Origin of the sequence: Sphingomonas sp. HITSZ_GF, from assembly GCF_029543155.1 — a bacterium.
GTDB lineage: Bacteria > Pseudomonadota > Alphaproteobacteria > Sphingomonadales > Sphingomonadaceae > Sphingomonas.
Genome location: NZ_JARQXA010000004.1, coordinates 150018 through 170687, shown reverse-complemented (window position 1 = coordinate 170687; position 20670 = coordinate 150018). Strand labels below are relative to the sequence as shown.

The window sequence follows — 20670 nt, the reverse complement described above, 5'->3', positions numbered from 1 at the left end:
CCAGAGCGAAAGAGCGCCGTCCTTTGTAACCCTGGATCCCCGCCTGCGCGGGGATGACGGCAGAAGAAAACGGGAGAACCACCATGACGGGACCGAATTGGGCCCGGCAGGCGATCGCGCTTGCCGGGATACTGAGCCTGTGCGGCTGCGCGATCAGCGGAGCGGCGTTGCTGCAGGCGGGAGGCAACGCCGTGATCGGGCGCTTCGATGCCGACAAGGACGGCGCGCTCGACGGTGCGGAATTGGCGGCGCTGGTCGCCGCTGCCGTGCCGGGCGAGGGCGCGCCGCTGGACCTGCTGCGTGCGGGACTGCTCGCAGGCTATATGGCGCGCGACTGCGACGCCGATGGACGCGTGACCCCGGCGGAGCTGGCCACGGGGCAGGCATGCGTGGGCACCGGACCATGAACGGTAAAGCGGGATTTGGCACCAGGCGGGCGTGCGATAGAAAGCCCGCATGACCAATCGCACCATGCTCCAGTTCGACTATGCGACAGTCCATGGCCATACCGTGACTGCGGTGCTGGGTGAAACCCGATATGGCGCACCGGGCTGGTGGGCGATCGCGATCCAGCTGGGCAGCACAGCCATCGTGTTGCGCGTCGACGAGGATAGCGACGAGATCATTGCGCTGCTGGATGAGGAGCCGCTGGCGCGGAACGACCGGAAGCCCCTTACAACCGCTCGGTGGGAACCGGTGGCAGCGCTGGCGGAGGCGATCGGATCGACGCTCGGCTGGTGCTGGATCGGCCGCAACTATCTGGGCTATCTCGACATGTTCACGCTGTCTTTCGACGGGCTGGAGCCGCAATTCTGCTTTGTCGGGGTGGCCTCGCAAGTCGAGATAAAACGGATCACCGCGATCCACTGAGCGCGCCTCGGCGAGACCCGGGTCCAAGGACCATAAGCGACACGGCATAGACACGCTGGGCCCCGGCTTTCGCCGGGGAACGGCCAGGAACGTCCGGCAATCAGGAGAGCGAGATGAAATGGTTCGGGCGGAAGTCCGCGCGCGAAGGCGCGCGGCCGGCCTTGTCGCGCGCGGGAAGCTTCGCGGGCACGGCAGGCGAATGGCCGCGCAGCTACGAGGCGCAGCTGCGCGAGGCCTATTGCCACAATCCGGTGGCGCAGCGCGCAGTGAAGCTGGTCGCCGAGGGTGCGGGCAGCGCGGCGCTGAAGGCAAGCGCCCCGGAGCTGCTCGCGCTGGTGGGCGCGCGCAGCGGCGGCCAGGCGCTGATCGAGACGCTGGCGGCGCACCTGCTGCTCCACGGCAACGGCTATGTGCAGATCCTGATCGACGACGCCGGCGCGGTGCGCGAGCTCTATGCGCTGCGCCCCGAGCGCGTGACCGTCGAGCCCGATGCGCGGGGCTGGCCGGTCGCGTATCGCTACAAGGTGGGCGAGAATGTCGCGCGGCTGGCGGCAGAGGATGCGGCGGGGCGGCCGGCGCTGGTGCACATCCGCGCCTTCTCGCCGATCGACGACCATTATGGGCTGGGCTGCCTGGGCGCGGCATCGGGGCCGGTGGCGATCCACAATGCCGCGGCGCGCTGGAACAAGGCGCTGCTCGACAATGCCGCCCGCCCCTCTGGCGCGCTGGTGCATGATCCGGGCGACGGCAGCGTGCTGGCGCCCGACCAGTTCGCGCGGCTGAAGGCCGAGATGGAGACGGGGTTCGCCGGCGCGGCCAATGCCGGGCGGCCGATGCTGCTCGAGGGCGGGCTGAAATGGCAGGCGATGAGCCTGACGCCGGCGGACATGGATTTCGTCGGGCTGAAGGCGGCGGCGGCGCGCGAGATCGCGCTGGCCTTCGGCGTGCCGGCGATGCTGCTCGGGCTGCCGGGGGATGCTGCCTATGCCAATTACCGCGAGGCCAATCGCGCGCTGTGGCGGCTGGCGATCCTGCCGCTCGCCGAGAAGATATTGAGCGCGCTGGCCGAGGGGCTGGCGGGCTGGTTCCCGGAGGCGAGCCTGGCGGTGGACCTGGATGCGGTGACCGCGCTGGCCGAGGACCGCGAGCGGCTCTGGGCGCAAGTCAACGCGGCGATGTTCCTGACCGACGACGAGAAGCGCGAAATGGTGGGGATCCCGGCGCCCTAGAGCTGCACGCCAAGGCTCGCCGCCGTCGCCGGGCCGACCTTGCCGTCGGGATCGAGGCCATGCTGGCCCTGATAGGCGCGGATCGCGGCATCGAGCGCTTCGTCGAATACAGGCTCACCGGCGGCGGGAAGAAGGCCGAGCGCCGCGAGCGCGGCACGGATCTGCGCGAGGGTGGCGGCGCGCATGTTGCGGGCGCCGAGCATATAGACGGCCGGGCGCACGCCGGGCAGCGGATGCGGACCGACGATATCGACCGCGACCGGATCGTCGCCGGCCCATTCGAACAGCCATTTGGCGTCGTCCCTGGCCAGGTGGATGCAGCCATGCGATTCGGCCAGCGGGTCGCCCTGGTGGAAAGCGACGGCGGGAAATTCCGCGAGGAAGAGCGAATAGGGCATCGGTGCGCCCCCGTGCGGCGGCGGATAGCTGCCGCTGACGTGATCGGCGTCGCGACGCGCGGAAAGGCGCCCGCCCGCCAGGGTTGGCGTCAGGTTGTTGTGCCCCGCCTGCCGGCCGAAGCCGCAATGGGTGATCTCCCTGACGGGCGCACCATCCTGCGACACGGTGATCGTGAAGTCCGGCATCGAGACATGGATCGACTTGGCCATGGCAATGCTCCCCCCGGAGACTGAATCGGCCCGAGCCTACGCCAAAGCGCGCGCCGAGGCCCGTGCCAACCGAACCGAAACGGAGAAGACGATGAGCGAGGAGATGCTGGCGCAGCTGATCGGCCAGGCCGAGACGGAAGGCGCGAAGCTGGTGACGCTGCGCGCGGTTGCCGAGGAAGCGGGGACGCTGGGCGCGCAGCGGGCGCTGGAGCGGCTGGGGCTCGCCGATGCTGGGGCGGCCAAGGACATGGCCGAACTGCGCGAACTGCTGGGGGCGTGGCGCGACGCCAAGCGCTCGGCGCTCAAGGCGGCGTTCCAATGGGCCGGACGAATGGCGGCGGCGCTGCTGCTCGTCGGGCTGGCGGTGAAGCTGGGCTTTCCGGGGTGGCTCAAGTGAGGCCCCCGAAGGCCGCCGCTGGCGGCGTGCGCTTCGCGGGCTATGCCGCGGTGTTCGACGCCGTCGATCGCGGTGGCGACGTGGTGCGGCGCGGGGCGTTTTCGGGCGCAGGCAAGGTGCCGTTGCTCTGGCAGCATATGGGCGCGCCGGTGGGCGAGATCGAGGCGATCCGCGAGGATGCGCGCGGGCTCAGGGTGATCGGGCGCGTCGAGGCGCCGGGGCTGGCCGAACGGCTGCGCGCCGGGGCGGTGACCGGGCTGAGCTTCGGCTACCGGGTGAAGGAAGCGCGGCGTGGGAGCGTGCGCGAGATCACTGCGCTCGACCTGGTCGAGGTGAGCCTGGTTGCGAGCCCGATGCAGCCGCTGGCGCGGGTGCACGCGCTGGCGGACAAATGAGCAGCCAGAGCCCGGCCGCGACCATCGGCAGGCACAGCGTCTGGCCCATGGTGAGGCCCCAGGAAAGATGCTCGAGCCCGGCATCGGGCTGGCGCGTGAATTCCAGGAGAAAGCGCGTGACGCCGTAGATCAGCAGGCCGGCACCGACGAGCCGGCCGCGGCGCAGGCGCGCGTCGGTTCGCCAGAACATCCAGGCGAGCACCGCCATGGTGAGCACGCCTTCGAGAAAGGCTTCGTAGAGCGGACTCGGATGGCGGGGAATGCCGTCGCCGGCACCGGGAAAGATCATCGCCCAGGGCAGGCTCGAGGGGCGGCCCCAGAGCTCGCCGTTCACGAAATTGGCGATGCGGACGAGGAACAGGCCGAAGGGTGTGGCGCAGGCGACATAGTCATAGACGCGCAGCAGGTCGAGATTGTGCGCGCGAGCGAACAGCCAGATCGCGATCAGCGTGCCGGCCAGCCCACCATGGAACGACATCCCGCCGTTCCACAGCTCGAGCACGCGCCAAGGGGTAAGCCAGATCGCCGGCTGATAGACCAGGCAATAGCCGATCCGGCCGCCGACGATCACGCCGAAGCCGACATAGGAGAAGAGGTCGCCGAGATGCGCTTCGGCGATCGGCGCGCCGGGAAGGCGGACCAGCCGGCGCAGATACAGCCAGCCGGTCACGAACGCGGCGAGATAGCTCAGCGCGTACCATTTGAGCGTGAAGAAGCCGAGGTCGAGCGCGACCGGAGAGAGGCCGAGATCGGCGAAGTCGAGATGCGTATCCACGCAGGTGAGCTTCGCAGGGCAACGGAAAACGCAAAGGGAAATGCGACGAGCCGGGATGCCGCGCTCGTCTTTTTTTTGGTGTGGACAGGAGACGAGGATGATCGAAGTGAAGGCGGATGCGCTCGAGGCGAGCTTCGAGGCGGTGGAACGGATCGGGCTGCCGGTGGAGCGGCCGATGCTCGAAGGCGCGCGGCCGATCGCCGGCGCTGCGTTCGAGAGCTTCCTGCGCTCGGGCGGCGGGCTCGAGGCCAAGGCAATGAGCGGCGCGAGCGACGCGGCGGGCGGCTATGCGGTGCCCGACGAGCTCGATGCGCGGATCGACGCGACGCTGAAGAGCGTGTCGCCGATCCGATCGATCGCCAGCGTGGTGACGGTGGGGTCGAGCGGCTATCGCAAGCTGGTGGCGAGCGGCGGCTTCGAGAGCGGCTGGGCGGCGGAGACGGCGAGCCGGGACGAGACCGATACGCCGGTGTTCAACGAAGTCGCGCCGCCGATGGGCGACCTCTACGCCAATCCGGCGGCAAGCCAGGCGATGCTCGACGATGCCGGTTTCGACGTGGAGGCCTGGCTGGCCGACGAGATTGCGCGCGAGTTCGCCGCCGCCGAGGGCGCGGCGTTCGTGGGCGGCAACGGGGTGAACAAGCCCAAGGGGTTCCTGTCGGCGCCCAATGCGGCAACCGGCGACAGCGCGCGGGCTTTCGGCACGCTGCAATATATCGTCAGCGGCGCGGCGGGAGCGTTTGCGGCCAATCCCGAGGAGAAGCTGATCGACCTGGTCCAGGCGCTGCGCGCGCCGTACCGCCAGGGGGCGAGCTGGGTGATGAACTCGGCGACGCTCGCGAAGGTGCGCAAGTTCAAGACGAGCGACGGCGCGCTGCTGTGGCAGCCGGGGCTGGCGGCGGGTCAGCCGGCGACGCTGCTGGGATACCCGGTGGTCGAGGCGGAGGACATGCCCGACATCGCCGCGAACAGCCTGTCGATCGCGTTCGGCAACTTCCAGGCCGGCTATCTGATCGCCGAGCGCGGCGAGACGCAGATCCTGCGCGATCCCTATAGCAACAAGCCGTTCGTCCATTTCTACGCGACCAAGCGCGTCGGCGGGATGGTGAGCAATTCGGAGGCGATCAAGCTGCTGAAATTCTCGGCCTGATCCCTCCGGGGCCGCGCCGGGGAGGGCGGCCCCATCCTTTCACATACGGAGAGCGAGATGGAATATCCGCCTTTTCCGGGCGCGGTGATCGAAGCCGCGCGCGCGGCCGCCAAGGCGCATCTGCGCATCGCGGGCGACAGCGAGGATGCGCTGATCGAAGGGCTGGCCGCGAGCGCGCTGGCGCTGGCCGAGCGCTTCACCGGCACCGCGCTGATCGCGCGCGACTTCACCGAGAGCGTCGAGTCCAAGGGGCATTGGCGCGCGCTGACGCTGGCGCCGGTGACTGCGATCGACGCCGGCATCGACATTGCGATCGACATCGACGCCCAGGGCCTGGGCTGGGTGCGCGCGCGCGGGCGGGCGACCGTCGGCTACCGCGCAGGGACGGCGGCAGGTTGGGGCGACCTGCCGCCGCCCATCGCCACCGGCGTGGTGCTGCTGACCGCGCACCTGTTCGACCATCGCGAGAAGGACATGGCGCCACCCGCCGCGGTGAGCGCGCTGTGGCGGCCGTGGCGCCGCGTGCGGCTGGCGGCATGAGGACCGAGGCGGCGGTGCGGCGCGCGATCGCGCGCGTGGCGCAGGCAGTGGGGGACGCCGTGCCCGACGCGCGGATCGAACAACGGCCCGACGGCGTCGCGATCGAAGGCCGCGGCGTGCGCGAACGGCTGCGCTGGATCGGAGGACTGCTCAAATGAGCGTGCAGGAAGTGCTGCAGGCGGCGCTGGTCGAGGCGCTGGCCGGGATCGAAGTGACGCGGATGTTCGACGCACCGCCGGTGCGCGCCGCGCGCCCCTATGCGCTGGTCGAGGAAGCCTGGCTGACCGACTGGGGCACCAAGGACATGGCCGGGCGCGAGGGCCGCTTCGCCGTCACCCTGTTCGATGCGGGCGAGCGGCCGGTGCGGCTGCGCGCGCTGGCGGGCGCGGCGGAAGCGGCGATCGAGGCGATGCCGCGCGGGCTGGGCCAGGGCTGGGCGGTGGCGAGCCTGGTGCTGCTGCGCTCGCGGATCAGCCGCGAAGGCGACGGGCGCTGGCAATCGGTGAGCGAATTTCGCGTGCGGATGCTCCGCAGCGAGCTGTGACAGGAGAAGAATATGGCGGCAGAGAAGGGCAGCGCGTTCCTGCTCAAGGTGGGGAACGGCGCGGCGCCGGTGGTGTACGCCACCGTCGCGGGCCTGCGCACCACGCAGATGAGCGTGAACGGCGAGATGGTGGCGATCACCAGCAAGGATTCGGGTGGCTGGCGCGAGCTGCTGTCGGGCGCCGGCGTGCGATCGGTGAGCGTATCGGGCGCCGGCGTGTTCACCGGATCGGCGGCGGAGGCACGCGTGAAGGCCAATGCGCTTTCGGGCGTGCTCGACGATTATCGGCTGAGCTTCGAGAGCGGCGAGACGGTGACCGGGCGCTTCCTGGTTACCCGGCTCGACTATGCCGGCGATTTCAACGGCGAGCGCAGCTACACGTTGAGCCTGGAAAGCTCCGGCCCGGTGGTGTCGGCATGACCGGCGCGGCCAACCCCGAGCGCGGTGAGGCCGCGCTGGTGCTGGAGGGCATCACGCATGTGCTGCGACCGAGCTTCCAGGCGCTGGTGGCCGCCGAAGGCGAACTGGGGCCGCTGTTCGAGCTGGTCGAGCGCGCCGCATCGGGCAGGCTGGGCATTGCCGAGATCGCCGGGCTGTTCTGGCATTGCCTGAAGGACCCGCCGGCGATCGACCGGGTGGCGTTTAGCGAGGCGCTGGTATCGGCGGGCCTCAAGGCGCTGACCCCGGCCCTGCGCGTGCTTATCGGCCAGATCCTGGCGGGGCGATGAGCCCTCCACAGGCTCAGGGCGGCACCTTCGCAGGCAACACCCGCCGGCTGGCGGGTGCGGCAGGTGCGATGTTCGGATGGAAGCCCGGCGATTTCTGGGCAGCGACCCCGGCCGAGCTGGGTGCGCTGCTCGATGCGATCCGCGGCGATGCCGAATTGCCGCCCGATACGGACACGCTGGCGCGGCTGAAGGAGCAATTTCCCGATGGATGAAGAGATCGAGCGGCTGGTGGTGAGCGTACGCGCAGACACGCGTGCCTTTGCCCGCGACGTGGAGGAGATGCGCGCCGGGCTGGAAGGCCCGCTGGAGGCCGGCGCGATGCGCGCCGGGCGATCGATCGAGAATGCGCTGCTGCGCGCGGTGCGCACCGGCAAGTTCGGGTTCGACGACCTGCAGCGCGTGGCGCTGGGGGTGATGGACGAGATCGCGCGATCGGCGCTGCACAACGCGACGAGCGCACTGGGCGGCGGCAGCCAGGGGCTGAGCGGGCTGCTGCTCGGGCTGGTCGGCAGCCTGTTCGGCGCGCCCGGCCGCGCGACCGGCGGGCCGGTGAGCCCCGGGCGGCCCTATATGGTGGGCGAACGCGGGCCCGAGCTGTTCGTGCCGACGAGCGCGGGCAGCGTGATGGCGACGCCGGGTGCAGGCGGCGGGCGCGAGGTGCGCGTGGCGATCACGGTGAACGCGCGCGCCGACGCGGCACCGCAGGCGCTGGCGCAATCGAGCCGGCAAGTGGCGCGGGCGGTGAAGGCGGCGCTGGTCGCCACAGACTAGCCGCCGGCCGGACGGCAATCACAGAGGGTGATAGACATGCCAGACGTGCTCGGGCGCGCCGAATGCGAGGGGCACCAGTGCCGAGAGAAGATCGGCCGGTGCCGCAAAAGCACAACCCAACGGGCCGAGAACGGCATGATGGCGCCGCGCCGCACGGACCGCATCGAGGGGCCTCCCCTCGGGCGAGAACAGTGCGAAGCCGGTTTCCCGCCGCAGCAATCGCAGCGCGCCGTAGAAGGTCGCCCCGGTGCCTTCCGACTGCTGGAAGACAAAGCCGTCGGCATGGCCGGCGACGGGGATCAACGTGACCGTCTCCGGCGCGCCGCCCGACATGGTGTACCGCCCGGCATCGATGCGGAAGCCGAGGACGTTGTCGCCCGTACGGTTGCGGAAGCTGCCCTCGGCGAGGGGGAAGTGCCCGGCGGCGAACGGAAACAAAGGTGAGGCTGCGACGTAGCGCGCGGGCGTATCGGGCGGGGCGCGAAACAGGGCACGGAAATCCATCGCCAAAACCTATCAGAGGGCGCACACCGGTCCAGTCCGGCGCCACGGAACCCAGAGGCTTGCACTGTCACGAGCAAACATAGCCGGTCCCGCCGCGCGGCCCGCAAAGTAAATAGGCGCCGCTCTCGTCCCGGCGCAGCCGGTACACGGCGCGCGCCCGGCCTTGCAGATAGGTATGCGCAACATAGCGGACGGTGATCACCGACCCGCGGACATGCCCGCGCACGACCCGAGAGATGTGCAGCCTGGCTGTGATCACGCCGTGGCCGAGCAGATCATCGGGATCGTCCAGGGGCGCATAGCCGAGATTCTCGAGCCGGCCCTCGACGAGCAACTCGCCGGGTGTCTCGGGGGCAGGGGTGGCCGTGCAACCACCGGTTGCCAGCGCGAGAAGCGTTGAAAGGGCCGTGACTCGAAGCCGCATGCTTGCTTCCTCCCCCGGGGACGAGGCGAGTGTCACGCAATGGCGGCGGCCGTTGCAAGCATGTGTTGCACCGATCGCGCGCCACCCGCGCGCGGCGCAACGATTTTGGAAAGGATGAACCATGGGCTGGTGGCTCGCCGACGCGCGCCGCGGGCAAGTTGAGGGCGTGCTCTCGCGCTTCGATCCCGCCTATTGGACGGTCAATTTCCCGCGGCCGATGATGGCTTCGGTGGTGACCACCGCGCCTGACGCGCTGCGTGTGGATGCGGTCTTCTATCGCCAGGACGACCTGGCCGGGCTGATCTGGGAAGCCGAGGACCGGCACGATCACCCGCTGCTGCGCTATGCGACCGACCGCGACTTTCGCGGCTGCTGGCTGGCCTTTCGCTGGCGCTCGGCCGGGGTGCGGCCGCTCGACGCGGTGAACGGCCCGGTGCTGACGATTGAAGGACGCGACGCCGCGGGCAACCCGCGTGCCTGGTATGTGCGTCTGTGGAATTATGCCGAGGGGAGCGCCGAGGATGCCCAGGTCTCGATCGACTTCGCCACGGTGCAGGGCGGGTTCCTGTTGCCCGAGGAGGCCGATCCGGTCTGGGCCGGGGACGTCGACCGGATGTTCGTCTCGCTGGTGGCGCCGGGCCATAGCGGCGCGGATGCCGATCTCGCCGCGCCGGCCGAAGGCTGGATCGAGCTGAGCGGCATCGCCTGCACGGGGCCGGGATCGGTGCTGGCGATCGGCGACGCGATCGTGCCCGAGCACGGACTGCGCATCGCCAATGGCTATGACGACACCTATCACCTGACCCCCGAGCGGGTGCTGCGCAATATGCTCCAGCTCGGCTGGCGCGGGCCAATCCTCCATTATGTTGGGATGAGCCATTATTTCCGGCTCGAGGCCAATTCGGGTGGCCATTATGCGAGCCTGGGTGCGACGGCGCTGAACGTGGCGTGCCGGGCCTGGCATAGCGATTTCGCCAGCCGAGCAAAGGCGCTGGGCTATGAGCTGATCCTGTCGCTTTCCTATGAGCTGCTCGACCAGCATTGCTGGGGCGACTGGAAGCAGCGGGCGGCCGACGGCGCGCCGGCGCTGACCGGATGGGATCCGCCTTCGACGTTGCTCTCGCCGGCCCATGGCGGGGCGATGGCCTATCTGCAGGCAGTGGCGCGCGAGTTCGCCGGCATCGCGCGCGATGCGGGACTGGCGGTGCGCTTCCAGATCGGCGAGCCCTGGTGGTGGACGCTGGGCGACGGCAGCCTGTGCATCCATGACGCGGCGGCCGCGGCGGCGCTGGCGGGGGCAAGCGACGTGCCGGCGGCGGCGGGCGCGCTGCTCGCAGCATCGACGCTGGCGCTGCGCGATACGGTGCGCACGGTGGCGGCGGACGCGGAGATCCTTCTACTCGTCTATGCGCCGACCGCACTGGCCAGCCCGGCGGCGAACGTGCCGACCGGCTGGGCGGCGCCGGCCTTCGATATGCTGCAGCTCGAGGATTATGACTGGGCGGCCGCCGGCAACGCCCCGGCGAGCGCCCGCGGGATCGCAGCGATCGAGGCGCGGCTCGGCTATCCGGCCAGCGAACAGCATTATCTCGCCGGCTTCGTGCTGCGGCCCGAGGATCGCGGGCAATGGGCGAACATCGCCGCGGCGGCCGAGCGGGGGCGGCGCCGGGGCGTGGCAGAGACCTTTGTCTGGGCGCTGCCGCAACTGCTGCGCGACGGCTTCGTCCATTTCGACATTCCGCGCGATGCAGGGGAGCAAAACATGGATGCGTTCGACGACATATTGTTCCCGCTGGCGCTGGGGCGCGAGGCGGAAGTGGCGCCCGAGGTCTCGACCTCGATCGTGACCAGCGCCGGCGGGCAGGAGAAGCGCAATGCCGAATGGGCGGAGGCGCGGACCTATTATGATGTCGGGCCGGGCGTGCGCTCCGAAGCCGACATTGCCGAGCTGCTCGCCTTTTTTCGGGCGCGGATGGGGCCGGCCCGCGGCTTCCGGCTGCGCGACCCGTTTGATTGCGCAGCGGTCGACGAACCGATCGGCACGGGCGACGGCAGCACTGCCGGCTTCCAGCTGGTGCGACATTATGGATCGGTGGCGCGGCGGATCACCCGGCCGGTGGCGGCGACGCTGCAGGTGACGATCGACGGGATGGAGACCGAGGACTTCGCGCTGGATGAAGGCGGGGTGGTGACGCTGGGCCTGGCGCCGGCGGCGGGCGCAGCGGTGTGCGCAAGCTTCGTGTTCGACGTGCCGGTGCGCTTCGCCGAGGACCGGCTGAGCGTGAGCCGCGCGACCTTCCTGGCCGGGGCCGCGGCCTCGGTGCCGCTGATCGAGATCCGCGAATGAGCTGGCTGGACGAGAACCTCACCACGCTGGCGCTGTGCTGGCGGATCGAGCGGCGCGACGGGGTGACGATCGGGCTGACCGCGCATGACCGCGACCTATTGTGGGATGGGCTGGCGCATCGCGCCGCGCCGGGCATGACGCCGAGCGCAATCATGCGGGGCGCCGGGATCGATCCGGCGAGCATGGACGTGACGGGGGCGCTGACCAGCGACGCCATAAGCGAAGCGGACCTGCTCGCTGGGCGCTGGGACGGCGCGCGGGTGGCGTTGTTTGCCTGCGACTGGACCGACCCGGCGCGCCAGGTCGCGCTCGGCGAAGGGACGATCGGTGCGGTCGAGACGCGGGACGGCATGCTGACCGCCGAGCTGCGCGGCGCGATGGCGGCGCTCGAGCGGGCAGTGGTGGAGGAGACCTCGGCCGAATGCCGGGCCGAGCTGGGCGACAGGCGCTGCCGCGTGGCGATGGCGGGACGGCGGCGCTTCGCGACGGTGACGGCGATCGCCGACTGCGTGCTGACGCTCGATGCAGCGGAGCCCTTCGCCAATGGCTATGCGCAGGGACGGCTGCGCTGGATCGGCGGCGCCAATTCGGGGCTTGAGGACACGATCCTCCACTCCGAAGGCATGACGCTGACCTTGCGCCGGCCGCCACGCTTCGATGCGCCCGGCCAGGTCCTGCTGATCGAAGGGTGCGACAAGACGCTGGCGACCTGCGCGGGGCGGTTCGGCAATGCGCTGAACTTTCGCGGCGAGCCCTATCTGCCAGGGATCGACCTGCTGACGCGCTATCCGGGCGGATGAGCGGGGCGGCGGTGGTCGCCCGGGCACGGGCGGCGCTCGGCGCGCGCTTCCGGGCGCGGGGGCGGAGGCCGGAGCAGGGGCTCGACTGCGTCGGGCTTGCCGGATGGGCGCACGGGGTGGCGGTACCCGGCGGCTATGCGATGCGCAGCGGCGACGCGGCGCGGGTGCGCGCGGCAGTGGCCGCGATCGGACTGATCGAGGCAGAAGGCCGGGCGCCGGGAGACCTGGTCCTGCTCGCGAGCGGGCCGGGGCAGCTGCATCTCGGCATCGATAGCGGCACCGGGCTGATCCATGCCGACGCGGTGCTGCGCCGGGTAGTCGAGCGGCCCGACCCGCTGCCCTGGCCGGTGATCGGGCGCTGGCGACAACAGGAGAAGTGAACGATGGCGACCATGGTGCTCACCGTGGCCGGCGGGCTGGTCGGTGGACCGATGGGCGCGGCGATCGGCGCGACGCTGGGCAATGCGGTCGATCACGCGATCTTCCGGCCCAAGGGACGCGAAGGGCTGCGGCTGAGCGACCTCAAGGTGCAGACTTCTTCCTATGGCACCCAGATCCCCAAGCTGTTCGGGACGATGCGCATCGCGGGATCGGTGATCTGGGCGACCGACCTGATCGAGCACCGCAACCGCGAATCGAACGGCAAGGGCCAGGCCAGCACCACGACCTACAGCTACACGGCGAGCCTGGCGGTGGCGCTTTCGGCGCGGCCGATCCTGGGCGTCGGGCGGATCTGGGCCGACGGCCAGCTGCTGCGCGGCGCCGCAGGCGACTTCAAGGCGCGCACCGGCTTCCGCCTGTATCTGGGCAGCGAGGACCAGGCGGCGGATCCGCTGATCGTCGCGGCCGAGGGGGCGGGCCTGGCGCCGGCGCATCGCGGCATCGCCTATGCGGTGTTCGAGGATCTCGAGCTGGGTCCCTGGGGCAACCGTATCCCGTCGCTCACCTTCGAGGTCCAGGCCGATGCCGGGCCGGTGGCGGCGGGCGAGATCGCGACGGCGCTCGGCGCAGTGGCGGCGAGCGACCCGAGCGTGGCGCTGGCCGGCTTCGCGGCACAGGGATCGAGCCTGGCGACGGTCGCCGAGGCGCTGGCGAGCGCCGCCGGCGGGTGGTTCGGCGAGGGGTCGGCGCTGCACTGCGGCACCGGCGATGCAGTAATGGTCGAAGATGCCGGGGCAGGCGGCGGCGGGCGCGGCAACCGCAGCCTCGCCGCCGCGACGAGCGCGCCGCGCACGCTGACGCTCAGCCATTACGACCCCGCGCGCGACTATCAGATCGGGGTGCAGCGCGCCGGCCGCGCCGGCACCGGCCTGCGCGAGACGCGGATCGAGCTGCCCGCAGCGATCGACGCGGGCACCGCACGGACGCTGGCCGAGGCCGCGCTGCTGCGCGCCGACACCGAACGCGAACGGCGCAGCGTGCGCCTGGGCTGGGAAGCACTTGCGGTACCGCCCGGCGCGCGCGTGCGCATCGCGGGGACCCCCGGGCTGTGGCGCGTCGACGGCTGGAAGTTCGAGGCGATGGCGGTGACGCTCGACTGCGTGGCGCTGGCACCCGAGACGGCAGCGATCGGCGCGAGCAGCGGCCGGGTGCTGGCCGCGCCCGATACGGCGATCGGCCGGACGCTGGTCCATGCCTTCGAGCTGCCGCCGATCGACGATGCCGCCTTGGCGGTTCCCCGCCTGGCGGTGGCGGCTGGTGGCAGCGCGGCCGGATGGCGGCGCGCGGCGCTGCTGCTCAGCACCGATGGCGGCAGCGAATGGCAGGCGATCGGCGGCACGCGCGGCATCGCGGTGCTCGGCACGGTGATCGTGCCGCCCGGACCGGCGCTGGCCCGGGTCGAGGACCGGCGCAACAGCGTGGATGTGGTGCTCGGCCATGACGGCATGCAGCTCGACGACGCGGACGTATCGGCGCTCGATCGCGGCGCGAACCTGGCGATGCTGGGCGACGAGCTGATCCAGTTCGCACACGCACAATCGCTGGGCGCCGGACATTGGCGGCTTTCCGGGCTCTGGCGGGGCCGGCGCGGCACCGAGCATGCGATCGGCACACAGGCCCCCGGCGATCGCTTCGTGATGCTCGATACCGATACGCTCGCACTCGTCGACCTGCCTTCCTCGGCGCTGGGAGGCCAGGCCAGCGTGCTCGCCGAAGGCGCGGGAGATGCGGGCGAGCCGGCGGCAGCCGAGGCCGGGCTGGACGGTATCTCGCTGCTGCCGCTCGCGCCCGTGCATTTCGCTGCGCACCGGCTTGCCGATGGCAGCGTGCAATTGCGCTGGACGCGTCGAAGCCGCAGCGACTGGCGCTGGCAGGACGGCGGCGACGTAACGCCGGAACCCGGCGGCGAGCGCTACCGACTCTCCGTGACTCCCGAGACCGGACCAGCCTGGAGCGTGGACCTGCTCGCACCCGAGGTGACTCTAAGCGCCGCACTGTGCGCCCAATCACTCGGGGTAGAACTGCGCCAGATCGGTACCGCCGGGCTCTCGCGCGCTGCGACCCTTACCCTGCCGATTTCGGGAGAGACCCCATGACCGACGCCACCGACCGACTCGCCCTGCCGCTGCTCGCCGCCGGGCAGGCGCAGAAGGAAATGTACCACAACGAAGCACTTCTCCGGCTCGACATGATGACCCAGGCGGCGGCGGAAGGGTTTGGAACGGACGCGCCGCCGACCGAGCCGCACCCCGGCCAATGCTGGATCATCGGCGATGCGCCGGAGGGCGACTGGACCGGCCATGCCGGCGAAATCGCCGGCTGGAGCGAGAATGGCTGGCGCTTCGTCACGCCGCGCGAGGGCATGCAGCTCTGGCTGGGCGAAACCGCCGGTTTTGCGCTGTTCCGCAGCGGAATCTGGCAGTGCAGCGAAGCCTATGGTCGACTTTTCGTGGAGGGGGTGCAGATTGTCGGTTCGCGCGCTGACGGAATCGCGGAACCAGTTGGCGGGACGGTGGTTGATGCGGAAGCGCGGGCCGCAGTTTCTGCGGTGCTCGTTGCCTTGCGCGTGCACGGTCTGATCGAACCCGACGGACTGTGACGTTCATGCAACAGTGCCCGGATTTGTGCGCTTGCGTCGAAACTTTCGTTTCGGTACTGAGTTTTTCGCTGTCCGTAGTGACAATCATGAAAGGGGATTAAGATGCGGAAGCTTGCCGTTACTCTGGCACTGGCTACCACCGCGCTGAGCACGCCCGCCTTCGCCCGCGACGATGCGTGGTATGTGGGTGTCGAAGGCGGCACGATGCTGGTCGAGGACATCAAGTTCGACGTCGGCACTGCCAAGGATGCCGTGACTGCGCACCACAAGGCCGGCTGGGACGCCGACGCCGTTGTGGGTTATGACTTCGGCCCGTTCCGTGCCGAAGCCGAGGTCGGCTATCGCGCCGCTTCGGTCACGCGCCTCACCAGCACCGTGACGCTGCCGTTCCGTAACTCGGCCGGCGCTTCGCTCAATGCGGCTGCCGGTGACTACGGCTATGCCGGTGGCCGTTCGTCGGCGCTGAGCTTCATGGTCAATGGCCTGCTCGACTTCGGTGAAGACACCGGCGTGCAGGGCTTCGTCGGCGGCGGCGTCGGCGTGGCGCGCGTGAAGAACACCTACGCGCTCAACACCTACATGGACTCGCTGGACGATTCGGACACGGTCTTCGCCTGGCAGGCGATCGCGGGCATCCGCGCACCCCTGTCGGACTCGATCGACGTCTCGCTGAAGTACCGCTTCTTCAACGCCGACAATGTCAAGCTGACCGACATTGCCGGTCGTTCGCTCGAGACGCGCTTCCGCTCGCACTCGATCATGGGCGGTCTGACCTTCAACTTCGGTGCGCCGGAGCCGGCTCCCACGCCGACCCCGACCCCCGAGCCGACCCCGACGCCGACCTGGACCCCGACTCCGGAGCCCACGCCGACGCCGACCGTCGTCTGCACCCCGGGACCGTACATCGTGTTCTTCGACTGGGATAAGTCGGACATCACGCCGGAGGCCGCGAGCATCCTCGACAACGCCATCAGCAACTACCAGAACTGCGGCAACGCACAGGTGATGCTGGCCGGCCACGCCGACCGCTCGGGCTCGGCCAGCTACAACGTTGGCCTGTCGCAGCGTCGCGCTGACTCGGTGAAGGCCTACCTGACCGCCCGTGGCATCGGTGCCGGCGCGATCTCGACCGAAGCCTTCGGTGAGAGCAAGCCGCGCGTCGAGACCGCCGACGGCGTCCGCGAGCTGCAGAACCGCCGCGTGGAAGTCACCTACGGTCCGGGTTCGGGCTACTAAGCCAGACCGGTCCCAAGGGACTGACAGAATCGGGGAGGTCGGGAAACCGGCCTCCCTTTTTCTTTGGCTGGAGTTGCACCGCAGGGTGCCCGACGCCTAACCGATCCCCATGGCCGACCCGGCAATCCCGCTGACGCTGGAAGCGCATGGCGCCGCGCATCTGCCCGGCGCGGCACTGCCCGTACTGGCGGAACTCGAAGCCATACTCTCCCGCCTGGGCAGCGATCGCCCCGGCCTGCGCCTTCGCGACATCCCCGACCTAGCGCCCTTGCTGGATGCCTCGGGCGAGATCGGGCAAATTGCCTCGCGGTGGCTGGGCCCCGATGCCCGCCCCATCCGCGCGATCCTGTTCGACAAGCGCGACGGCACCAACTGGGCACTGGGCTGGCATCAGGATCGCACGATAGCGGTGAGGGCGCGCCGCAACGTCTCCGGCTTCGGTCCCTGGACGATCAAGCAGGGCATGCAGCATGTCGCGCCGCCATTCGCACTGCTCGCCGGCATGCTGACGCTGCGCGTCCACCTTGATCCGGTGCCCGCCGACAACGCCCCCTTGCTGATCGCGCCCGGCTCGCACCGTGCCTTGGTGCCCGAGAGCGATATCGATCGGGCGGTCGTCAGCCATGGCATCCATAGATGCCTCGCCGAAGCAGGCGATGTCTGGGTCTATGCAACGCCGATCCTCCATGCCTCGGATGCGGCGGCCCGGCCCGCGACACGCCGGGTGCTGCAGATCGACTATGCCGTTGCCGACCTGCCCGGCGGGCTGGACTGGCTGGGGATCTAATCGGCCTCGGCCTGTAGCGCCGCCGCCAGCCATTCGGGCACCAGCGCGTCGCCCAGCGACTCTACCCGGCGCAACTCCACGATCAAGCCGAGGTCAGGATAGGCTGCGCGGGTGCGCTCGCCCGCTTCGCCCAGGGGCGCGACGACCAGCCGGCGATTGACCTTGGCGCGATAATGCATGCGCGCGGTATTTTCCTGGCCGACATAGCAGCCCTTGGTGAAGCTGACGCCGCCTAGCTCGCCGGCGTTGCATTCGAGCCACAGCGTCTTGTCCTGGCCGAGTTCCTCCGCGCCCTCGGCCACACCGAGGCGCAGCCGATGCGCCCGCCAATCCGTGGCTTCGCTACCCTCCGCCGCGCCCAGCCAGCGATGGCCGAGCGCCGCGAGGCGCGGATCGGGGACCCCCTGTCCCGGGTTCGGCGACCAATGCACCCCGCCCTCCATCGCCTCGATCGTGATCGGGCGGCGCAAGCGGTACATGGTCAGGCGCCGCGCCAGCGCCTCACGCTGCGCGGCTTCGCAATCGACCAGGATCGCATCGCCATCCGCCCAGAGGATGAAATCGAACAGCGCCTTGCCCTGCGGGGTGAGCAGCCCGGCCCATTGTGGCGCCTCCGGCGTGACGCTGGCCATGTCCTGCGTCACCAGTCCCTGGAGAAAGCCACGGACATCCTCGCCCGAAATGCGGATCAGGGCGCGGTCGGCTAGCCAAGTGCTGGTATCGTTCATGCCGAACAGGTAGGGGGTGGCCGGGGGCGACGGAAGAGGCGCGAACATGAATGTCGATCTGAAGCTCAAGGGCGGGCGTGTGCATCTGCCCAGTGGTCCGGCCGAAACCGATATCGGCGTGAAGGACGGCCGCATCGTCGCGATCGGTGGCACGCTGGAGGCTGGCGAGACGATCGACTGCACCGGGCTCGACGTGCTGCCCGGCGTGATCGACAGCCAGGTCCATTTTCGCGAGCCCGGGCTCGAGGCCAAGGAAGACCTGGAGAGCGGCGCGCGTGCCGCCGTGCTGGGCGGCGTGACCGCGGTATTCGAGATGCCGAACACCAAGCCCAACACCGATTCGGCCGAAGCGGTGCAGGACAAGCTCTCCCGCGCCAAGGATCGCATGTGGTGCGACCATGCTTTCTATGTCGGCGCGACCAACAACAATGCCGAGCATCTGGCGGAGCTGGAGCGGCTGCCGGGCACGGCGGGCGTGAAGATCTTCATGGGCGCCTCGACCGGCGACCTGCTCGTTTCCGACGATGCCAATCTGGCGCGCGTGCTCGCGTCGGGCCATCGCCGCGTCGCGATTCATGCCGAGGACGAGTTCCGCATGCAGGATCGCCTCGCCGAACGCGTCCCCGGCGATCCCTCGAGCCATCCGGTGTGGCGCGACGACGAGAGCGCGATGCTGGCGACCCGCCGCATCCTGGGCCTGGCGCGTGCGGCGCGCCGGCGCATCCACGTCCTCCACGTCACTACGCCGGCTGAGCTGGAGTTGCTTGGCCAGAACAAGGACATCGCGACCTGCGAAGTCACGCCCCAGCATCTGACGCTGGCGGGCGAGGAAGCTTACCCTTCGATCGGCACCTTCGCGCAGATGAACCCGCCGATCCGATCGGCGGCACATCGCGCCGGGCTGTGGCACTGGCTCAACCAGGGCGTGCCCGATGTGCTGGGCTCGGACCATGCGCCACATACGCGCGAGGAAAAGGCCAAGCCCTACCCCGACAGCCCGAGCGGCATGCCCGGCGTGCAGACGCTACTGCCGCTGATGCTCAACCATGTCGCCGAAGGCCGCACGACGCTGCAGCGCGTGATCGACCTCACCAGCGCCGGGCCGCAGCGCATCTTCGGCATCGCCGGCAAGGGGCGCATCGCCGTGGGCTATGATGCCGACTTCACCGTGGTCGACCTCAAGGCGCGCTGGACGGTGAACGAGAGCTGGCTCGCCTCGCGCTGCGGCTGGTCGCCCTTCACCGGCATGCAGCTCACCGGCAAGCCGGTGGGCACGATCGTGCGCGGCAACCGGGTGATGTGGGAAGCCGAGCTCGCCAACCAGGCGATCGGCCGGCCGGTGCGCTTCGAGGCGATCGAGTTCGGGTGAGGACGGTTTCGCGCACCGATCGCGCATCGCGACTGATCAAGGCACCTGCCAGCCAGATCTGGCGTGCCTTCATCGACCCCGCGGCACTTGTGCGCTGGCTCCCGCCCGAAGGCATGACCGGCGAGATGCTGTCGTTCGAGGCGCGGCCGGGCGGCGGCTACCGGATGGCGCTGCACTATGCGGATGCCGATCATGCCGCGCCGGGCAAGACGTCGGAACATGACGATATAGTCGAGGTGCGCTTCGTTGCGCTGAATCCGGGACGGGAAATCGTCCAGTCGGCCGTGTTCGACGCGGAGGACCCGGCCTTTGCCGGCACGATGCGGATGCACTGGACACTCGAGCCGGCAGAGGGCGGAACCCGTGTGGCGATCACCTGCGACGACGTGCCCCAGGGGATCGGCAAGCAGGATCACGTCCGCGGACTGAAATCCTCGCTCGCGAACCTGGCCGCGTTCGTCGAAGGCTAGGCCGGGATCGCTGCAGCCCAGGCTGTGGCTTCTTCCTCGCGCCGGGCATGCATCTCCAGCGCCTCCGCTATGCCCGCTGCAGGATCGACCTCGACGGTCGCGTCATAGAGGAAGGTCGCATTGCCGAGGATCGTGACCATGCCCAGGGCATCGGACGAGCCCATCACCAGCCCGCCCTTGTTGAACACCTTCATCGCCGTGCCGAACGGCACCCGGCCGGTGCGCCCGGCGGCATAGACCGACGAAGCCATGGCGCTGCCGCAGCTGTCGGTCAGGCCGACGCCGCGCTCATAGGTGCGCACGAACAAGTCCTGTCCGCGGACCTCGACGAAGGAGACATTGGCCCGCGCAGGGATCAGGTCGGGCCCGGCCTCGCACCAGTCGCCGAGCGCGACCAGCTCGGCCTCGTCAACCGAGTCAACGAAAGTGACGAGATGCGGGTTGGGCATCGCGATCGCGGTGAAGGCGCGCGGGCTGGGCAGGCCGGGAATGGCGGCATCGATGATTTCATTCGCCGCGATCCGCAGCCCGACATCGGCGGTACGGGTCGAGGCCGGTCCCGCCGTCTCGCGGATCGTCACCACGCCGGCCGCCAGCGGATCGGCGCGCGCGACTTCGGCGCTGCTGGTCTTGAGGCGAACCCGGGCCTGGTCGATCCCGAGCAGCTCGAAGCCCAGCCGAGCGGTGCAGCGCAGGCCATTGAGGCAGGTCTCCGCCTCCGACCCATCCGAGTTGAACATGCGCATGCCGAAATCATGCCCGGCATCGTCGCCCGCGGTGAGCAGCAACAGCCCGTCGCCGCCGACCGGGCCGGCGCGATCGGCGAGCGCGCGCGCCACGCCCGCCCAGTCCTGGTCGGACAGATCGAGCGCGCGCGCATCGATCAGCGGGAAGTCGTTTCCCGAACCATGGCACTTGATGAAGGACAACCGCATGGCGCCCATCTAGGCGCGCGCGG

Annotated in this window: 28 protein-coding genes; 22 read left to right on the top strand and 6 right to left on the bottom strand. The window is 69.9% G+C overall.

The genetic code is table 11. The features are described from left to right. Window positions 1–83 precede the first annotated feature (83 nt). The 3 genes from P6144_RS12580 to P6144_RS12570 all read left to right on the top strand — a co-directional run bounded on the left by P6144_RS12580 (window position 84) and on the right by P6144_RS12570 (window position 2099). Complete coding sequence (locus P6144_RS12580) at window positions 84–407, top strand: hypothetical protein (RefSeq protein WP_277768113.1); 324 nt, start codon at window positions 84–86, stop codon at window positions 405–407. 49 nt (window positions 408–456) lie between these two features. Next, window positions 457–870, top strand: a complete 414-nt coding sequence (locus tag P6144_RS12575) for a DUF6334 family protein (RefSeq protein WP_277768112.1) — start codon at window positions 457–459, stop codon at window positions 868–870. 113 nt (window positions 871–983) lie between these two features. Beyond that, on the top strand, window positions 984–2099 hold the full coding sequence (locus P6144_RS12570; protein WP_277768111.1) for a phage portal protein: 1116 nt from the start codon (window positions 984–986) through the stop codon (window positions 2097–2099). Here P6144_RS12570 and P6144_RS12565 read toward each other — a convergent pair. Continuing rightward, on the bottom strand, window positions 2096–2707 hold the full coding sequence (locus tag P6144_RS12565) for a peptidoglycan-binding protein (RefSeq protein ID WP_277768110.1): 612 nt from the start codon (window positions 2705–2707) through the stop codon (window positions 2096–2098). The two genes, P6144_RS12570 and P6144_RS12565, sit on opposite strands and share 4 nt — an antisense overlap. Window positions 2708–2798: 91 nt before the next feature. Between P6144_RS12565 and P6144_RS12560 the strand changes: the two genes are divergently transcribed. Beyond that, entirely contained in the window at window positions 2799–3104 is a 306-nt protein-coding gene (locus tag P6144_RS12560; protein WP_277768109.1) for a DUF6127 family protein, read from the top strand. Next, entirely contained in the window at window positions 3101–3499 is a 399-nt protein-coding gene (locus P6144_RS12555; protein WP_277768108.1) for an HK97 family phage prohead protease, read from the top strand. Before P6144_RS12560 ends, P6144_RS12555 begins: the two co-directional genes overlap by 4 nt. Here the strand turns inward: P6144_RS12555 and lgt are convergent. After that, window positions 3414–4274, bottom strand: a complete 861-nt coding sequence (gene lgt / locus P6144_RS12550; RefSeq protein WP_277768107.1) for a prolipoprotein diacylglyceryl transferase — start codon at window positions 4272–4274, stop codon at window positions 3414–3416. The two genes, P6144_RS12555 and lgt, sit on opposite strands and share 86 nt — an antisense overlap. 97 nt (window positions 4275–4371) lie before the next feature. Between lgt and P6144_RS12545 the strand changes: the two genes are divergently transcribed. From P6144_RS12545 to P6144_RS12510, 8 genes are read left to right on the top strand one after another with little or no spacing between them, the layout of a single operon-like run. After that, window positions 4372–5424: a phage major capsid protein gene (locus tag P6144_RS12545; protein WP_277768106.1), complete on the top strand. Its 1053-nt coding sequence runs from the start codon at window positions 4372–4374 to the stop codon at window positions 5422–5424. 57 nt (window positions 5425–5481) lie between these two features. Then, entirely contained in the window at window positions 5482–5964 is a 483-nt protein-coding gene (locus tag P6144_RS12540; RefSeq protein ID WP_277768105.1) for a phage head-tail connector protein, read from the top strand. Further along, the gene (locus P6144_RS12535) at window positions 5961–6122 is read left to right on the top strand and encodes a hypothetical protein (RefSeq protein WP_277768104.1); all 162 of its coding nucleotides are present in this window, start codon (window positions 5961–5963) and stop codon (window positions 6120–6122) included. Before P6144_RS12540 ends, P6144_RS12535 begins: the two co-directional genes overlap by 4 nt. Next, window positions 6119–6508 (top strand): DUF3168 domain-containing protein, encoded by a 390-nt coding sequence (locus P6144_RS12530; RefSeq protein WP_277768103.1) that lies wholly within the window; start codon window positions 6119–6121, stop codon window positions 6506–6508. The genes P6144_RS12535 and P6144_RS12530 overlap by 4 nt, the downstream gene beginning before the upstream one ends. Window positions 6509–6520: 12 nt before the next feature. After that, a complete protein-coding gene (locus P6144_RS12525; protein ID WP_277768102.1) occupies window positions 6521–6928 on the top strand; it encodes a phage major tail protein, TP901-1 family in 408 nt (135 codons plus the stop codon). Continuing rightward, window positions 6925–7236: a GTA-gp10 family protein gene (locus P6144_RS12520; RefSeq protein WP_277768101.1), complete on the top strand. Its 312-nt coding sequence runs from the start codon at window positions 6925–6927 to the stop codon at window positions 7234–7236. Before P6144_RS12525 ends, P6144_RS12520 begins: the two co-directional genes overlap by 4 nt. Beyond that, window positions 7233–7448: a phage tail assembly chaperone gene (locus tag P6144_RS12515; RefSeq protein ID WP_277768100.1), complete on the top strand. Its 216-nt coding sequence runs from the start codon at window positions 7233–7235 to the stop codon at window positions 7446–7448. Before P6144_RS12520 ends, P6144_RS12515 begins: the two co-directional genes overlap by 4 nt. Next, entirely contained in the window at window positions 7441–8007 is a 567-nt protein-coding gene (locus P6144_RS12510) for a tail tape measure protein (RefSeq protein ID WP_277768099.1), read from the top strand. Before P6144_RS12515 ends, P6144_RS12510 begins: the two co-directional genes overlap by 8 nt. 18 nt (window positions 8008–8025) lie before the next feature. On the opposite strand, the gene P6144_RS12505 is transcribed toward P6144_RS12510, so the two are convergent. Together P6144_RS12505 and P6144_RS12500 are read right to left on the bottom strand one after the other, a co-directional pair. After that, window positions 8026–8511: a hypothetical protein gene (locus tag P6144_RS12505; protein ID WP_277768098.1), complete on the bottom strand. Its 486-nt coding sequence runs from the start codon at window positions 8509–8511 to the stop codon at window positions 8026–8028. 67 nt (window positions 8512–8578) lie between these two features. Further along, the gene (locus tag P6144_RS12500; RefSeq protein ID WP_277768097.1) at window positions 8579–8935 is read right to left on the bottom strand and encodes a hypothetical protein; all 357 of its coding nucleotides are present in this window, start codon (window positions 8933–8935) and stop codon (window positions 8579–8581) included. Between the two features lie 121 nt (window positions 8936–9056). Between P6144_RS12500 and P6144_RS12495 the strand changes: the two genes are divergently transcribed. The 7 genes from P6144_RS12495 (at window position 9057) to P6144_RS12465 (ending at window position 17145) form a co-directional block, all read left to right on the top strand. Then, window positions 9057–11282: a DUF2460 domain-containing protein gene (locus P6144_RS12495; protein ID WP_277768096.1), complete on the top strand. Its 2226-nt coding sequence runs from the start codon at window positions 9057–9059 to the stop codon at window positions 11280–11282. Further along, on the top strand, window positions 11279–12082 hold the full coding sequence (locus tag P6144_RS12490; protein ID WP_277768095.1) for a DUF2163 domain-containing protein: 804 nt from the start codon (window positions 11279–11281) through the stop codon (window positions 12080–12082). Before P6144_RS12495 ends, P6144_RS12490 begins: the two co-directional genes overlap by 4 nt. Further along, complete coding sequence (locus tag P6144_RS12485) at window positions 12079–12462, top strand: peptidoglycan endopeptidase (RefSeq protein WP_277768094.1); 384 nt, start codon at window positions 12079–12081, stop codon at window positions 12460–12462. The genes P6144_RS12490 and P6144_RS12485 overlap by 4 nt, the downstream gene beginning before the upstream one ends. 3 nt (window positions 12463–12465) lie before the next feature. Continuing rightward, window positions 12466–14619 (top strand): phage tail protein, encoded by a 2154-nt coding sequence (locus P6144_RS12480; protein WP_277768093.1) that lies wholly within the window; start codon window positions 12466–12468, stop codon window positions 14617–14619. Beyond that, window positions 14616–15122: a DUF2793 domain-containing protein gene (locus tag P6144_RS12475; protein WP_277768092.1), complete on the top strand. Its 507-nt coding sequence runs from the start codon at window positions 14616–14618 to the stop codon at window positions 15120–15122. Before P6144_RS12480 ends, P6144_RS12475 begins: the two co-directional genes overlap by 4 nt. Window positions 15123–15224: 102 nt before the next feature. Continuing rightward, the gene (locus tag P6144_RS12470) at window positions 15225–16358 is read left to right on the top strand and encodes an OmpA family protein (RefSeq protein WP_277768091.1); all 1134 of its coding nucleotides are present in this window, start codon (window positions 15225–15227) and stop codon (window positions 16356–16358) included. Between the two features lie 109 nt (window positions 16359–16467). Then, window positions 16468–17145 carry a phytanoyl-CoA dioxygenase family protein gene (locus tag P6144_RS12465; protein ID WP_277768090.1) on the top strand — a complete coding sequence of 226 codons (678 nt, stop codon included), beginning with the start codon at window positions 16468–16470 and terminating at the stop codon, window positions 17143–17145. Here P6144_RS12465 and P6144_RS12460 read toward each other — a convergent pair. Beyond that, window positions 17142–17873, bottom strand: coding sequence for a folate-binding protein (locus P6144_RS12460; protein ID WP_277768089.1), 732 nt, complete (start codon window positions 17871–17873; stop codon window positions 17142–17144). The genes P6144_RS12465 and P6144_RS12460 overlap by 4 nt on opposite strands. Window positions 17874–17919: 46 nt before the next feature. Here P6144_RS12460 and P6144_RS12455 point away from each other — a divergent pair, with 46 nt between their 5' ends. Together P6144_RS12455 and P6144_RS12450 are read left to right on the top strand one after the other, a co-directional pair. Continuing rightward, the gene (locus tag P6144_RS12455) at window positions 17920–19242 is read left to right on the top strand and encodes a dihydroorotase (protein ID WP_277768088.1); all 1323 of its coding nucleotides are present in this window, start codon (window positions 17920–17922) and stop codon (window positions 19240–19242) included. Beyond that, window positions 19239–19712: an SRPBCC family protein gene (locus P6144_RS12450; protein ID WP_277768087.1), complete on the top strand. Its 474-nt coding sequence runs from the start codon at window positions 19239–19241 to the stop codon at window positions 19710–19712. Before P6144_RS12455 ends, P6144_RS12450 begins: the two co-directional genes overlap by 4 nt. On the opposite strand, the gene dapF is transcribed toward P6144_RS12450, so the two are convergent. Then, window positions 19709–20647, bottom strand: a complete 939-nt coding sequence (gene dapF / locus P6144_RS12445) for a diaminopimelate epimerase (RefSeq protein ID WP_277768086.1) — start codon at window positions 20645–20647, stop codon at window positions 19709–19711. The two genes, P6144_RS12450 and dapF, sit on opposite strands and share 4 nt — an antisense overlap. Window positions 20648–20670: the final 23 nt, after the last annotated feature.